The sequence below is a fragment of the Butyrivibrio sp. YAB3001 genome, from assembly GCF_900112195.1.
Classification (GTDB): Bacteria; Bacillota; Clostridia; order Lachnospirales; family Lachnospiraceae; genus Butyrivibrio.
This window is the reverse complement of record NZ_FOKR01000005.1, coordinates 1-16,458: the sequence shown is the minus strand read 5'-3', so window position 1 is coordinate 16,458 and position 16,458 is coordinate 1. Positions and strand designations below refer to the sequence as shown.

The window sequence follows — 16,458 nt, the reverse complement described above, 5'->3', positions numbered from 1 at the left end:
GTGTTTGATAAGTATTTTAGAAGGGAAAAGACAAGAAATGAACAGCAGAAAGCTTGCCAGACTTGATACACTTATAGAGGACAGGCGTGAGAAAGGAAAATTACAGGGAGCAACAATAGTTGTTGAACATAAAGGAAAAAGGGTTTATGAGAATCATTACGAACCCGACCGTGAGGACAGCATATATAAGATTTTTGGGATGACCAAGCTTGTGACTTCTTTGGCATCAATGATCTTATATGAGCGCGGAGAACTGGACCTTTGGAGCAAAGTATCAGATTATCTTCCGGCCTTTGCAGATTGCAAAGTGGCATCGCCTGAGGGAATCACAAAAGCAACAAATCCGATTCTGGTAAAGGATCTTCTTAACATGACTTCCGGAATTGTTTATTCCGGAGATTTTGGTGAAGCTGAGAGATCCATGGGAAGAGTTTACAAAGAAGCCAAAATCCAGAGACAATCTGGCATTTTGAAAACTAATGTGGATGTATGTAATAAGCTTGCTGAAGGATACCTTGCCTTCGAACCGGGAACTGGTTTTAGAGATGGTCATTCTGCAGATATAATGGCAGGTGTTATAGAAGTAATTACAGGAAAGAATTATTCTGATTTTTTGAGAAAAGAAGTCTTTTCCCATCTGAATATGGAAGATACAGGCTTTAAGATTGACGATAGTAAGGCCTTTAGACAGGCAGTTCTATACAGATCTGATAAATCCGGTAAAGTTGTCAGAGCGGAAGAAGATGTAAAAAGGCGTCTTGAAATGGAGACTCCCACAGCGACTGCGTGGTTTGAAATGGGAGGCTCTGGACTTTATTCCACAGCAAATGATCTTGCACATTTTGGACAGATGCTCTTGAATAAAGGTTCATATCATGGAAAAGAGCTTATAGGCAAAAGAACGCTCGCCTATATGACAATGCCACAGCTTAATGCACAGCAGTTACAGTCTTTTGATATTGAAGGCGCTGCAGGATATAACTATGGTAATTATTTCAGAGTTCTTACAGATCCGGCTATGGCAGCCTCAAACGGAAGCATTGGAGAATGCAGCGGCGACGGCAAGGCAGGAACATACATGTTTGTTGATCCGGCTGAAGAACTTATCATGATCTATATGCAGCAGATAGAGGGCGGCTGTGACTATAGTTTCATCAGAGCGATGCGACAGATAGTGTATGGCGCGATTTGATAAAAACAGCTCATAAGAGGTGGGATTATAATGAAATTCGAATATTTGGAAAAGAAGGAGCAGGGGAAATTCATAACCCGTTACGACCTTCATTACAAGACAGAAGATGACAAGGACAAGGTCTATGAGATAATCAGCAGAAATCATGAACTCAAGACATTTGATGATATTCACAATAAGAAAGTTGATGCTGTTGTTTTGATAATGCACGATGAGACCGGTGAAAAGATTCTTATTAACAAGGAGTTTAGAATGGCGGCGGGAGCATGGGTTTATAACTTTCCGGCAGGACTTATTGATCCGGGCGAAGAACCGCAGGAAAGCGCAAGGCGTGAGCTTAAGGAAGAGACAGGGCTTGATCTTGTAAGCATTGAGGACTGGATTGGTGAAAGCTACAGCGCAGTAGGCTTTTCAAATGAAAAAAATGTGTGCTGCGTTGGAACAGCAACAGGCGAGTTTGCAAAGAGTAGTTCGACATTGGAAGAAATAGAACCGGGCTGGTACACTAAGGAGCAGGTAAGAAAGCTTCTTAAGACAGAACCGTTTGCGGCAAGAACTCAGGCGTATTGCTACTTGTGGTCAAAATAATGATATAGCTGATCATGATGATTATATATGCCGATATTCAATACAAGTGATGCAAGGTTTAAGGAAAAATCATTATATTTTTGGTACAAAGTAGTTTATATATAAGTTGTTAAATGAATTGAAACATGGAAGAAATAGATATTTTTACACAGGATAATATAAGAGAAAACAAAGGAATATATAAGAATCAGTCCAAAGCTGAGGAACTAAAGCGAGGAATCATTGGACTTAATATTTGCGAGGAATGTGGTGGATTCTGCACGGAAAGCGTGCCGCTTATCGAAGGACTTCCTGTAAATGCGCAGGTTAGCCTGATGGAGCATTCCGTTCATGAAAATTTAAAGAAAAACAGTTATCTTTTCAGAGAAGGGGAACCTGTTGATTCTATCTGTATTATACGAAAAGGCAGGATTAAGCTGTGCCGCTATGATTCACTTGGAAGAGAGCAGATCATCACAATTCTGGCGGACCACGATATTATCTGGGAAGGCATGTTTCTGGATGGTAGTATTTATCCTTATTCGGCAATATGCCTGACAAATGCTTCTATTTGCCAGATACACAGAGATGATTTCATTAAGGTTGTCGATGATCCTTCTGCAGCTATGAACATTATCATCATGCTCAGCAAAAAACTTCATGATGCAAATGAAAGAAATATGCTGCTTTCCACCAAAGATCCTATGGCAAGGCTGGCAGGTTTTTTGATGTACAGAGTAGACAGAAGCGTGGAAGATGATATAGTATTAAAACTCGACGACATCGCGGCAAGTGTTAATCTAAGGATGGAGACGGTGAGTCGTAAGCTAAGGGAACTTGAAAAACTCGGTCTTATAGAAAGACGCGGCCATGCAAGGATAAAGGTTCTTGACAGGGATGCATTAAGGGAAATATATATTTCTCAATGATTTGTGAATTGATTTTATTAGCATTTACACGGAAAAGAGAATTAAAAATATGTATTATTAAATGAAATTGTGGTTTTCGTGTAATAATGAATGTTTAGTTTGTGTGAAGGTTAATGTTTTGAAAGAGAGGTTTTGATGATAAAAGGAGCAATACACAGTATAGAAACTTTTGGTTCAGTTGATGGACCCGGCATTAGATTTATAGTTTTTTTGAAGGGATGTAAATTAAGGTGTAAGTATTGTCATAATGCAGATACCTGGGATCCTAATTCAGAGGATATGCGCACTGCAGATGAACTCTTGGATTTTGCAGAAAGATATCGCGGATACTGGGGAGAAGAAGGTGGTATCACAGTAAGTGGAGGTGAGCCACTTCTTCAGATTGATTTTCTTATTGAATTTTTTAAGAAGGCAAAAGAAAGAGGCATCAATACCTGCATAGATACAGCACTTCAGCCTTTTGACAGGAGCGAACCATTTTTCTCCAAATTAGAAGAATTGATGAAATACACAGACCTTCTTTTAGTAGATATCAAGCATATAGACAGAGAAGAACACATCAAACTGACGGGACTTCCAAATGAAAACATTCAGGATGGCATGATGTATTTATCTGAGATTGGAAAGCCAATCTGGATTCGTCACGTGCTTGTGCCGGGAATTACAGACAATGATGATTATCTGAAAAAGACAAGAAGTTTTATTGAGAAACTTTCTAATGTTCAGAAAATAGAAGTCCTTCCTTATCATTCCATGGGACAGCACAAATTTGAGGCGCTTGGAATCCCATATCAGCTTGAAGGAGTTCAGTCACCTACGAAGGAACGAGTTGATAATGCTACTAGGATACTTCGTGGAGAAGCTTAATTATTAAATTGTTTGCCTATGAATTTATATATGGCGTTTGGTTATTGAAATATTTTATCGTAATTTTTTGTGAAAAAAATCTCAAACTTGATTACAATCAATGTTTGGGATTTTTTCTTTTGGTATCATATCCATCGTGAGTCATTTATATGATAAATAATTAACAAATCATTTTACGATATACGAGAGGAGTATATATTATGAACGAAGCATGGAGAGGTTTTAAAGGAACCCACTGGCTTGATGATGTTAACGTAAGAGACTTCATCCAGAATAACTACACACCATATGATGGTGATGAGAGCTTCCTTGCTGATGCTACAGATGCTACAAACAAGCTCTGGGGCAAGTTACAGGAGCTTCAGAAGCAGGAACGTGAAAAGGGTGGCGTTCTTGAGTGCGAGACTGAGGTTGTTTCAAGTCTTACAGCTTATGGCCCTGGATATATCGATGAATCAATGAAGGATCTTGAGCAGATCGTTGGTCTTCAGACTGACAAGCCTCTTAAGAGAGCATTCATGCCTTACGGCGGAATCAAGATGGCTGAAGAAGCTGCTGAGACATACGGATACAAGGTAAATGAGAAGTTCCACAAGATCTTTACAGAGTACCACAAGACACACAACCAGGCAGTATTTGATGCTTACACACCTGAGATGAGAGCTGCAAGACACAGCCACATCGTAACAGGTCTTCCAGATACATACGGACGTGGACGTATCGTAGGCGACTACAGAAGAGTAGCTCTTTACGGTATCGATTACCTCATCAAGAAGAAGCAGGAAGATTACAACAACTGCGGCGACGGCACAATGCTTGACCACATCATTCGTCAGAGAGAAGAAATCTCTGAGCAGGTTAGAGCTCTCAAGGGAATGAAGGAAATGGCTGCTGTTTACGGATTTGATATTTCACAGCCTGCTAAGAACGCAAAAGAAGCTGTTCAGTGGCTTTACTTTGGATATCTTGCAGCTATCAAGACTCAGAACGGTGCTGCTATGTCTGTTGGTCGTGTATCAACATTCCTTGATATCTATATCGAAAGAGATATTAAAGAGGGAACACTTACAGAAGCTGAGGCTCAGGAACTTATCGACCACATGACAATGAAGTTCAGAATGGTTAAGTTCGCACGTATTCCTTCATACAACAACCTTTTCTCAGGAGATCCAGTTTGGGCAACTCTTGAAGTTGGTGGACTTGGTATGGATGGTCGTCACATGGTTACAAAGAACGACTTCAGATTCCTCCACACACTTGAGAACATGGGACCTTCACCTGAACCTAACCTTACAGTTCTTTATACATCAAAGCTTCCAGCTACATTCAAGAAGTATGCTGCTAAGATTTCTGTTACAACATCTTCAATCCAGTACGAGAACGATGATGTTATGAGACCTATCTGGGGCGATGACTACAGCATCTGCTGCTGCGTATCTGCTACACAGACTGGTAAAGAAATGCAGTTCTTCGGAGCTAGAGCTAACCTTGCTAAGTGTCTCCTTTACGCTATCAACGGCGGTAAGGATGAGAAGTTCCTTACAAAGGACGGCAAGCACATGCAGGTAGGACCTGAGATGGCACCTATTACATCAGAGGTTCTTGATTATAACGAAGTTATGCACAAATATGACATCATGATGGATTGGCTTGCAGGACTTTATGTAAATATCCTCAACCTTATCCAGTACATGCATGATAAGTACTACTATGAAGCAGCTGAGATGGCTCTTATCGATACAAACGTAAGACGTACATTCGCTACAGGTATCGCAGGTTTCTCACACGTTGTAGATTCACTTTCAGCTATCAAGTATGCTAAGGTTTCAACAATCCGTGATGAGTCTGGCCTTGTTGTAGATTACAAGGTTGAGGGAGACTTCCCAAGATACGGTAACGATGATGAGAGAGCAGATGAGATCGCTGTATGGCTCCTTAAGACATTCATGAAGAAGATTGAGAAGCACCACACATACCGTGATTCAGAGCCTACAACATCAATCCTTACAATCACATCAAACGTTGTTTATGGTAAGGCTACAGGTGCTACACCTGATGGAAGACCTGCATTTGCTTCATTTGCACCTGGTGCATCACCATCATACGGCGCAGAAAAGAACGGACTTCTTGCTTCACTTAACTCTGTTGCTAAGATTCCTTATGAGTATGCTCTTGATGGAATTTCAAATACACAGACAATGAACCCTAACGCTCTTGGTCATGATGATGTAGAGAGAGCAAACAAACTTGTTAGCGTTCTTGATGGATACTTCGATCAGGGTTCACACCACCTTAACGTTAATGTATTTGGTAAGGAGAAGCTCATCGATGCTATGGAGCATCCTGATAAGCCTGAGTATGCTAACTTCACTATCCGTGTATCAGGATATGCTGTTAAGTTCATCAACCTTACTAAGGAACAGCAGCTTGACGTTATCGCTCGTACATGCCACGAGGCACTTTGATCTGTAACGGTTTAAGCTTGTCATTTCTAAATTAAATATATAAATAAGAAGGATGTAGAAGATAAGAGATTATCTTTTGCATCCTTTTTATAGAATAGGTATTCATATTACAAAAATAAGCGCCCGGTGCACAGCGGTTTTGTGCATCGGGCGCTTAACAAGTGGGCAAATTAAAATCAAATTATTTCTTCCATATGAGTATTTCTTTTTCAATGGGCTCTGCAAAAGGTCCGGGAATGGAAGCTGTATTTCTGTGGTTTCCAAAGAAATCACGGTCAAAGACGATTGGTGTTCCGTCAGGATTTTCGAATTTCTGCTCAGGCTCAAAAGCTTTTCCAAGGGTTTCTGTTGAAATTATGCCGCAAAGGAAATCGCTAAGTCCTTTATTAAGATTAGTTTTCAGATAGAAACCATCCTTTTTCTCAACAATATCAACTGTAATCTTACTCTTTTTATTGACAAGGTTTGTTTCTTCGTTCTTGAAAACAGTTGCGCCGTTAAAGTAAGCGTTTCCGGAAATCCATACAGGTAGGTGGCCAAAGTGCGCCTCTGCAAGAGCTCCCATATCTGGATTCTTATTAAAATCAAACTGGCTTATCCATTCTTTGTAAGTTGGGAAGATATCGAATGGAGCGGTTCCCACAACTTCATAGTCTGAATCGGCAGCAGTCTTCTTTTTATCAGAAACAGGATACTGCTGAACAAAAATATTGTTGTAAATTCTGTCATCACCATGAAGAATTGTCATAAAGCCGGCAACTTCAGTCCTGTGACGGATGTGATAAGGTGTGTATCTTGGTTCACGCTGACCGTTAACAATGCTGTCAACTCCAGAGTTTATAAGGCTGAAAGAACCAAGAATCAAATTGTTAATAACAGCAATTCCTTCACTTGGAATAGTTATAGCAACCGGTGAAAGAAGAATGTTGTTGTCAATAAGTGTTGGCCCATGACCTACTTCAATAAATACATCTGTAGAGAACATTGCGCCGGGAGCCTGTTTTAGGCCATTGTGCCTGTAGTTATCATGCATAAAGTTCTGAGTTACTCTTGCACCCTGTGCCTCCCAGTCGAGCCAGACGCCCATAATACAGTTATGAATGTGGTTGCGTCTGATTGTAACATCAATTCCGGCGTGTAACTTAATTCCGGCTGTTTCAGCGCCGCCAAGCTGCTGAGAAGTGCAGATGTCATGAATATCGCAGTCCTCGATTGTTGAGAATACTGCGCCCATTCTACCGACAATACCGGTCTGCTCGCAGTGATGAACATGACAGCGACGGACAATATGGTGTCCGACTTTTTCTTTTAACCAACCATGATACTGACCTCTGCATACGGCATCGCGCTCCATCTGTGTCGGACTCTTTACATGATTCTTGGTGAAATACATATCGTTTTCAGCATCATAATATTTGCCCAATGAAATGCCGCAGCAGCGACTGCCGTAAACTTCGCAGTCCTCAATTATCCAGCCCTTACTCCAGTGTGGTCCTATCATACCATCCTGATAGGCAGCAGGAGGAGCCCATGTGGTAGCAGCTTTGTTGATGTTAAAACCACTTACTGTAATGTAATCCACATGATTTTTGGTAGGCATAAAGACATTTCGCCTTACGCTTATCTCGACTTTTTCTTTATTGGGATCAAAGTCATGGAAATTAGCATAAATGATGGTTTCGTTAGAATCTTCATCCTGCTCTGTATACCACAAATATTTAGCAGCATCCTGATCCCAGGCGAGCGGATCCCCTTTTCCTTTCTGGCATTCTTCCAGGGAAGATGCTTCATACATCATATTGTCATTTATGAAAACTGAACCGGTATGCCTTATTATCGGAGAAAAATACCAGTCGCCGTAAACCCGCTCAATATATGGGTTATAGCTGCCAAAGAGAGAATTAGTGATGCGAATGCTCCATGTTGTTCCCTTGACCTTTGTCCAGCCACTTACAGGCTCTGCTCCGGTAATGACTGCTCCAAGAGGCTCTTCTGAGCGATAAACTATAGGAGCATCCTTGGTTCCGGAATTTACAGGAATAACATGTTCTCTGTAAACACCGCTTTTAACAATGACCTCATCGCCTGCAACGGCAAGCTTTGCGGCATCATTTATGTGTTTAAAAGGTCTTTCGATAGTTCCGTCGCCGTCTCTGAATGAGGCAGCATTTACATAGTAAATCATATTGATCCTCCATTTTGAAAAACTGAATACGAAACATAGAAAATAGTTAAACGATTAACAGTACGTATTCAGCGTGTTTTGCGTGATAATATGTTTGAAAAACATAAAATTTGCTAATTTAGTAACTATATACCATAGTATTGTTTAAATATTTCTTTGTCAAAGGAAAATTGCATAAAAGAAAATGGAATAGTTTGTATTTAATATACAAATTTACAAATAATATTGACAATTACATCGGTGATAGATTATATTTAAGCTAGTTTAACGATTTACCATTTATAATTTAATCACAAGGAGACAGAATGGTAACCCTAAAGGAAATTGCAGAAACATGCGGTGTCTCTGCAACTACAGTATCAAACGTCATAAATGGGAAAGCAAAGACCAGTGAAGAGACGAAAAACCGGATATTGCAGGTGATTAAAGAAACCGGATACAAGCCCAACATAATTGCCAAAGGGCTGCGAAGTAAAAGGAGCAGGTCGATTGCAATAATAGCAGAAGACCTTGCACAGTTCACATCGCCGCCTATCATCGAGAGTATTATGGAGACCTGTGAAAAGATGGATTACAGGGTAGTGATCCACAATCTTCGTCTCTATGACAGATGGCAGGATACCTGGTATGGAAGGGAAAATGAGTATCGCTCGGTAACAGACCCGGTTGTAAAAGAAGTTTTATCGGCGCAGGTTGATGGAATCATATATGTTGCAGGACATGCGCGAATTATTAAGACCTTCAATAAAGGTTATGACATTCCGGTGGTGATGTGTTATGCATATTCGGAATCAAAAGAAATACCATCAGTTGTGATAGATGATGAGAAAGGTGCACATGATATTGTCTCGTATCTTATAGAACATGGGCATAAACGGATAGGATTTGTTGGGGGACGAATCGACAATATCCATACGGCTCAGCGTCTGATGGGGTATCAGAGAGCACTGTTTGAAAAAGGGATTTTAGTTGATCCAAAGCTTATATATTATGGGGACTGGTCAAGAGAATCAGGATATGACGGGGCAAAAGAGCTTATGAAACAGGAGGTTACAGCTCTTTTTGGAATATCGGATCAAATGACCGGAGGAATTTATGATTTTCTATATGAAAATGGAAAAAAGATAGGAAAAGACATTTCTGTTGCAGGTTTTGATAATGAATCCATATCTGCTTTTTTCAGGCCAAAGCTGACAACCATGGAGCTTCCGCTTAGGCAGATAGGTAAAAAATCAGCAGAATTATTACTTGATAGACTTGAAAACACTGATGGGGATCAGTGTGAGAGTGATAAGCCGGAAGTAATAAAGATGCCCTGCAGAATGATCATAAGAGAATCAATAGCGCAGGAGTGAAAAAAGGGAGGGGAAAAAGTGTCAAAGAAAAAGGTTTATTCATTTCAATTATTCTTAATGGTCTTGCCATTTATAGTTCTGGTTCTTTTATTCTGTTATTACCCGCTTTACGGATGGATGTATGCATTTTATGATTACAAACCGCCGAAAACATTGGCAAACAGCCAGTTTGTAGGATTTAAATGGTTTGTTTCACTGGTCAGCAGTCAGGTTAAGGTTCAGCAGATCATACAGGTTCTTAAAAACACCTTTGCGATGAGCGGACTTACTCTTGGAACAAGCTGGCTTCCTATGATCTTTGCTGTATTTCTCAATGAGATAAGAGGGGTGAAGTTCCGCAAATTTGTGCAGACTGTAACTACACTTCCAAACTTTGTGAGCTGGGTTATGGTTTACTCAATTGCATTTGCTCTTTTTAACAGCACAGGTATGATGAACTCACTTCTGATGAAAGCAGGTCTTATCCAGCAGCCTATTCTTTTCCTACAGCAGTCTGAGCACGTTTGGTTCACTCAGTGGCTCTGGCTGACATGGAAGAATCTTGGATGGGCAGCAATCATGTACATTGCAGCTATTTCAAGTATTGATGATGAGCTTATACAGGCAGCAAGAGTAGATGGTGCGACCAGAATGCAGATAATCTGGCACATTACAATTCCATCTCTTTTACCTACATACTTTGTTCTTCTGGTAATCAATGTAGCAAACTTCCTCAATAACGGAATGGAACAGTACTACGTATTCCAGAACGCATTTAATAAGGAATTCATACAGGTGCTTGATCTTTACGTTTACAACATGGCAATGGGAAGCGGCGGATATTCAGTATCAGTTGCGATCAGTATGCTTAAGAGTCTTGTCAGTGTTGTGCTTCTTGTAATAGTTAATGGCGCGTCCAAGGTTATCAGAGGGGAGAGTATTCTGTGATGGATACAGCAGCGATCAGCGTTATAAATTCAGAGACGGAGTTTTTACCGGGGGAAAAAATGAGTAAAGAAAAAGCAAAAAAGTCTAAGATACAGGTTAGTGCAGGCGATCGCGCTTTGGAAATAGTATGCTATATCATTTTTACGATAGCTGCATTCTTATGCCTTTATCCTTTTTACTACATATTGATAAATACAATAAGTGCCAATGACTTAAGTGCCAAGGGAGATATCCTTTTCTGGCCAAAAGGAGTACATTTCCATAATTACATATCGGCGTTCAGGATTGACGGTCTTTTTCAGGCTCTAAAGATATCACTTTTAAGAACAGTGCTTGGAACAGGATTTACAGTATTTGCTTCAGCTTATCTTGGATTCATGTTCACTCAGGATAAGATGTGGATGAGAAAATTCTGGTACAGACTTATTGTGGCAACTATGTATTTCAACGCAGGTATCATTCCATGGTATCTCGTTATGAAGAGCATGCATCTTACCAATAACTTTTGGGGATATATTTTGCCGGCTATCGTTTCACCGTTCAACCTTATTCTTACCAAGACATTCGTTGAATCAGTGCCAAAAGAACTTCAGGAAGCGGCGGAAATGGATGGAGCAGGCGTACTAACTGTATTCTTCAGAGTTATTATTCCTGTAATCAAGCCTATCATGGCGACAGTTGCGATTTTCTCGGCTGTAAGCCAGTGGAACGCTTTCCAGGATACACTTCTTCTTATGACTGATACAAAGCTTTATCCACTACAGTTCGTGCTTTACCAGTACCTGAATCAGGCAAGTTCACTTGCTTCACTGGCTCAGAGCACGACAAGTACATCGTCACTTGCGGCAGCAGCTGCTACATCTCAGACGACTACAAGTGTTCGTATGACAATAACAGTTATTGTAGTTCTACCGATCATGCTAGTATATCCGATTTTCCAGAAATACTTTGTAAAGGGAATCATGATCGGGGCAGTTAAAGGTTGAGGTTACACCCCCGCAAGGGGTTAATATAGCGAGCTATATAAAAAAGGAGGAAATGAAATGAAGTTTAAGAAAATTGCTTCTCTGGCATTATCTACAATGATGGCAGCATCAGTTCTGGCCGGATGTGGAAGTACAGATGCAGGCACAACCGGGGGAACAGAAACAAAGACAGAATCTAAAACAGAGACAAAGACAGAGACCACAACAGATTCAACTGGCGGCGATACAGCGGCAGCTCCGGCAGAAGTTAGTCATGACACCGAGTATACAGTTGATTTCTACAATGTTGCAGCTAACTTCCAGGGCGTTCAGTCCGGATGGTATGGAAAGATTGTAAAAGATAAATTCAATCTTGACCTTAACATCATCGCACCTCAGGTTTCAGGTGACGGAGCAGCTCTTTACCAGACACGCTGCGCAGCAGGAAACCTTGGTGATCTTATTATCCTTGATAACGCAGATATGCAGGAATGTATCGAATCTGGACTTGTACATGATCTTACAGATGTTATTGAGCAGTATCCAAATATTGCAAAATTCATGCCTCAGATCAAGCAGTTCAACTCTATGATGGGCGACGGAACAAAGATTTATGCAATTCCTCTTGAGATGAACAACAATGGACCTACAGAATATAAACAGCTTCACGTTTATTCATATCCTCGTATGGGATGGGATATGTACAATGAAGTAGGAGCTCCTGAGCTTAAGAACCTTGATGATCTTCTTACATGTCTTGCTGATATTCAGAAGGCACATCCTACAAACGACAAGGGCGACCCTGCATATGCAATCAGCCTTTGGAAAGACTGGGATAGCCAGTTCATGGAGAACGTAGCACAGCTTACAAAGTGGTATGGACAGGAAGTTAACGGATCAGTAATGATCGGAACAGATAACTCAATTGCTCCACTTACAGACAAAGCAGGCGCATATTACAAGATGCTCAACTTCTTCTACAAAGCAAACCAGATGGGCCTTGTAGATCCTGACTCAGCAACACAGGATTGGAACTCAATGGTTTCCAAGATGCAGGATAAGAGAGTTTATCTCTTCTGGTACAGCTGGCAGTATGGATTCTGGAACTCTCCTGCAAAGGGCGAAGAGGGAACAAACTATGTTGAGATCCCTGTAGCAGATACAAACCTCTACCAGACATCAGATACATATTATGGTGACGGCCGTGTAATCGCAGTTGGTTCACAGGTTTCAGATGAGAACTTTGCAAGACTTATGGAATTCCTTGACTGGTACGCTTCTCCTGAGGGAGTTCTTATCCAGCACGCAGGAACAGAAGGCCTCACATATACTATCGAGAACGGCAAATACACACTTACAGAAGATGGTCTCAACAGATTCTCAGCAGAAGTTTTAGTTCCTGAAGAAATGGGTGGCGGAAACTGGAACGATGGTAACAACCAGATCAACCAGTGGATCGTAGCTTCTTGCGATATCAACCCTAACACAGGCGAGCCATATGCATCAGATATGTGGGCAACAACAATCGAGATGAACCAGACAAAGACAACTAAGGAATGGACAGATAAGTTTGGTTCAGCAGATGACGTTGAATACCTCAAGAAGAACAACATGATGACAGTTGTTCCTAGTATCAACATGGCACTTGAAATCGACACAACAGATATCAGCCTTATCCGTAAACAGTGCGGCGATACAATTAAGGACGCTTCCTGGAGAATGGTATTTGCAAAAGACGATGCTGATTTCGAAGCTCAGTGGGATGCAATGACAACTCAGCTTGAAGGACTTGGCTGGAATGACCTTGTAGCATTTGATACAGAGAAATATCAGCCTATGCTTGAAGCAAGAAAGAATGCTAAATAAGAATAAAAATAATATGTAAAAAGAAAATGCGCTGCTATGTTGAAAGATGTAGCAGCGCATTGTTTATGCAAGTGTTTGATTTAATGTTCTATAGAGAATTGATTTATCTATGAAAATAATGTTGAAAAAGATTATATGATGCTGGAATATAGAACTTATTCTGTGTAATGAGAATGCATTTCTGTATAAAAGCAATTTCATTAGTTGAATCACGTTCTATGCTCTGTATGAATATCTTGTCCGGATTGTATAAAACAAAAATAGATTATGCCTCTTTCGATCCGAACAATCCAAATTTCTTAATGATAAGAATATACACAACCATAAGTACGATTCCGGCAGGGAGGCATATTCTCCAGTCTCTTACAAGTCCTGCGAGCAAGTATGCGAAGAAAGAAATAAATGCAGCAGTCATAGCATATGGAAGCTGAGTTGAAACGTGATTAATATGCTTACATTCAGCGCCTGCACTTGCCATGATGGTTGTATCTGAAATAGGTGAGCAATGGTCTCCGCAAACAGCACCTGCCATACATGCAGAGATTGAAATAATCATAAGTTCATTTCCGAGGTTGGCATCAAAGACATTTACTACGATAGGAATAAGGATTCCGAAAGTTCCCCAGCTTGTTCCAGTTGCGAATGCAAGGAATGCTCCAACAATAAATACAAGAGCCGGAAGTGAACTCATAAGTGCGTTGTTTCCTGCGACATTTTCTACAAGTCCTGCAACATAAGATGCAGCGCCAAGAGAGTCGGTCATGGATTTTAACGTCCATGCAAAGGTAAGAACCAGAATGGCTGGAACCATACTCTTGAATCCTTCTGGAATTGAATTCATGCATTCTTCAAAGCTAAGAACCTTTGTTATAAGGTAAAAGATAATTGTGATAATAAGTGCAATCACTGATCCGTAAACAAGTCCAACAGAGGCATCAGAAGCAGAAAAAGCATCGATAAAGCTACTTCCTTCAAAGAAACCACCTGTATAGATCATACCGATAATACAGCAGAAGATAAGTGTAAAAATAGGAAGAACCAGGTGAATAACTTTACCTTTAGTGGAAACGGGAGGATGTGGCTGGTCAACTGAACCTGTAAGACTGTTCTTGGTTTTATCATTATCTATATCTGAAGCAGAAATGTCTTTTGCTTTGATGGCTGCTTCAGCTTTTTTCATTGGGCCATAATCAAATTTCGTAAAAGTAAGTGTAAGCATCATTGCTAAGGTAAGGAAAGCATAGAAGTTATAAGGGATTGCACGGATGAAAAGAGTAAGTCCGTTGGCACCATCCACAAAACCTGTTACAGCTGCAGCCCAGGAAGAAATCGGAGCAATAATGCAGACAGGAGCAGCAGTAGCATCTATCAAGTATGCAAGCTTTTCTCTTGAAATCTTGTGTTTGTCAGTAAGTGGCTTCATTACAGAACCAACAGTAAGACAGTTGAAATAATCATCGATGAAAATAAGAACTCCGAGAAGGATAGTGGCAATCTGTGCTCCTTCTTTTGTCTTGACATGGGTTACAGCCCATTTTCCAAAGGCAGCAGATCCGCCTGCCCTGTTCATGAGCATTACCATACTTCCGAGAACAACAAGGAATATCAATATTCCCACATTCCAGGAATCAGCAAGCTGAGCAATCATTCCGTCTACGAAAACATGTTGTATTGTCCCCGTAAAACTAAAGCCTGAATACAGAAGTCCACCAACAACTATTCCTATGAAGAGCGATGAATAAACCTCTTTGGTGATGAGCGCAAGTGCGATTGCAATGAGCGCCGGTAGAAGTGACCAGAAATTACCTATAAACATGTAGAGCCTCCTTGATAGTAAGATTAAGGTATTTGGTGAATATTATTTGAATAAATATACATTTAATTCATTGTATCATATTTGAGGAAAAGATAACTATCATAATCCAAATTGCAAATGTGATGAACTTTGTGTGAACTTGTTGCCTGTTGAGAATAATTGTGATATCTTTTATATGCTCCGTTCGGAGCAAAAGCAGCTAATGTAGTGTCTGGCTCATACTCAATCGAATATGAACAAGCACAGAACACTTTAATCTTGCTGTGAAATCCCCAAATTAAGAAGTATTTTTACAAGATAAAAACGCCTTGAAAGGGAATTTGTACGATTTTATAATTAAGGAGAAAGAATGGGTAACAAAAATACAGTTTCACACGACTATATGTCAGAGAATGAACATTTTTCTGATGCTATCAATTTTTTTATGTTTGATGGCGAAAAAGTGGTCCTTCCGGAAAATCTTGATACGGAAGATGTAAACGAAGAAGCCATAATACATAAGTATGATAGGCTTTTTTCAACACAGAAGATTCGAGATATTGTAAAGCGGGTTACAATAAAAAGTGACAAAAACACAACATATGTGATTATTGGAGTAGAGAATCAGTCCGATATTCATTATGCAATGGTTGTAAGGAATCTTTTGTATGACGCTCTTTGCTATTCGGCTCAGGTTGCAGCAATAGCTAAGCAGAATAGAAAAGAAGGAAAAGTATCAGGAAATGCTGAGTTTCTATCAGGATTTACTAAGGCGGATAAAATAAAGCCAGTGATAACACTTGTCATTAACTGGAGCAAGGATAAGTGGGATGGTCCGCGTAAGCTTTCAGAGATGATGATTGATACTGATCCCAGAATAAATGAGTGGATTGATGACTATAACTTAAAACTCATAGATCCACATGATATAGAGGATTTCACTAAGTTTAGTTCTGAACTCGGAGATGTCCTTGAATTTATAAAGCGCCAAAATGATGATAATTACATAAACGATATGAAGAGAGAAAAGGAATAAAATGTACCCTATAAGGTGGACATTTAAGACAAAGGGAATAAAAGTTCAGTCTGCATCAAACGATGTTATGATGAACTGTAAAACTGCTTGATGGATCCACATTTACATACAATGTCAAAGGGGTAAAATCCCTGATTCTGGACAACTGGATGAGGGGAATGATTCTGGACAATGGACATTGTATAGAAGGTAAAAACCCATATTTGTGTACAGACTAAGCATGTATACAATCCCATTTCATGGACGGTAGAAACTTGTATGAAATCCAGTTGAATGGACACCTAAAGATGGTTTATTACAGCACAGAAA

The 16,458-nt window shown here is 40.1% G+C and carries 12 protein-coding genes; 10 read left to right on the top strand and 2 right to left on the bottom strand.

From position 1 onward, the window contains the following. Window positions 1–37 precede the first annotated feature (37 nt). From BM086_RS06975 to pflB, 5 genes are all read left to right on the top strand, one after another. A complete protein-coding gene (locus BM086_RS06975) occupies window positions 38–1,192 on the top strand; it encodes a serine hydrolase domain-containing protein (RefSeq protein ID WP_092325217.1) in 1,155 nt (384 codons plus the stop codon). Window positions 1,193–1,222: 30 nt separating this feature from the next. Continuing rightward, entirely contained in the window at window positions 1,223–1,780 is a 558-nt protein-coding gene (locus tag BM086_RS06970; protein ID WP_092325215.1) for an NUDIX hydrolase, read from the top strand. Between the two features lie 125 nt (window positions 1,781–1,905). Continuing rightward, a complete protein-coding gene (locus BM086_RS06965) occupies window positions 1,906–2,688 on the top strand; it encodes a Crp/Fnr family transcriptional regulator (RefSeq protein ID WP_092325213.1) in 783 nt (260 codons plus the stop codon). A gap of 135 nt (window positions 2,689–2,823) precedes the next feature. Beyond that, complete coding sequence (pflA, locus tag BM086_RS06960) at window positions 2,824–3,555, top strand: pyruvate formate-lyase-activating protein (protein ID WP_092325211.1); 732 nt, start codon at window positions 2,824–2,826, stop codon at window positions 3,553–3,555. 200 nt (window positions 3,556–3,755) lie between these two features. Further along, a complete protein-coding gene (pflB, locus tag BM086_RS06955) occupies window positions 3,756–6,020 on the top strand; it encodes a formate C-acetyltransferase (RefSeq protein WP_092325209.1) in 2,265 nt (754 codons plus the stop codon). Between the two features lie 181 nt (window positions 6,021–6,201). On the opposite strand, the gene BM086_RS06950 is transcribed toward pflB, so the two are convergent. Then, entirely contained in the window at window positions 6,202–8,205 is a 2,004-nt protein-coding gene (locus BM086_RS06950) for a right-handed parallel beta-helix repeat-containing protein (protein ID WP_092325207.1), read from the bottom strand. 305 nt (window positions 8,206–8,510) lie between these two features. On the opposite strand from BM086_RS06950, the gene BM086_RS06945 reads away from it, so the two are divergent. The 4 genes from BM086_RS06945 to BM086_RS06930 are packed head-to-tail and all read left to right on the top strand — an operon-like array spanning window position 8,511 to window position 13,318. Next, on the top strand, window positions 8,511–9,560 hold the full coding sequence (locus BM086_RS06945; RefSeq protein ID WP_092325205.1) for a LacI family DNA-binding transcriptional regulator: 1,050 nt from the start codon (window positions 8,511–8,513) through the stop codon (window positions 9,558–9,560). Between the two features lie 18 nt (window positions 9,561–9,578). Continuing rightward, entirely contained in the window at window positions 9,579–10,487 is a 909-nt protein-coding gene (locus BM086_RS06940; protein ID WP_242952139.1) for an ABC transporter permease subunit, read from the top strand. 59 nt (window positions 10,488–10,546) lie between these two features. Further along, window positions 10,547–11,473: a carbohydrate ABC transporter permease gene (locus tag BM086_RS06935; RefSeq protein WP_092325480.1), complete on the top strand. Its 927-nt coding sequence runs from the start codon at window positions 10,547–10,549 to the stop codon at window positions 11,471–11,473. Between the two features lie 57 nt (window positions 11,474–11,530). Then, window positions 11,531–13,318 (top strand): sugar ABC transporter substrate-binding protein, encoded by a 1,788-nt coding sequence (locus BM086_RS06930; protein WP_092325203.1) that lies wholly within the window; start codon window positions 11,531–11,533, stop codon window positions 13,316–13,318. Window positions 13,319–13,583: 265 nt separating this feature from the next. On the opposite strand, the gene BM086_RS06925 is transcribed toward BM086_RS06930, so the two are convergent. After that, on the bottom strand, window positions 13,584–15,134 hold the full coding sequence (locus BM086_RS06925; protein WP_092325201.1) for a Na+/H+ antiporter NhaC family protein: 1,551 nt from the start codon (window positions 15,132–15,134) through the stop codon (window positions 13,584–13,586). Window positions 15,135–15,483: 349 nt separating this feature from the next. On the opposite strand from BM086_RS06925, the gene BM086_RS06920 reads away from it, so the two are divergent. Then, the gene (locus BM086_RS06920; RefSeq protein WP_092325199.1) at window positions 15,484–16,149 is read left to right on the top strand and encodes an Rpn family recombination-promoting nuclease/putative transposase; all 666 of its coding nucleotides are present in this window, start codon (window positions 15,484–15,486) and stop codon (window positions 16,147–16,149) included. The last annotated feature ends 309 nt before the right edge of the window (window positions 16,150–16,458 follow it).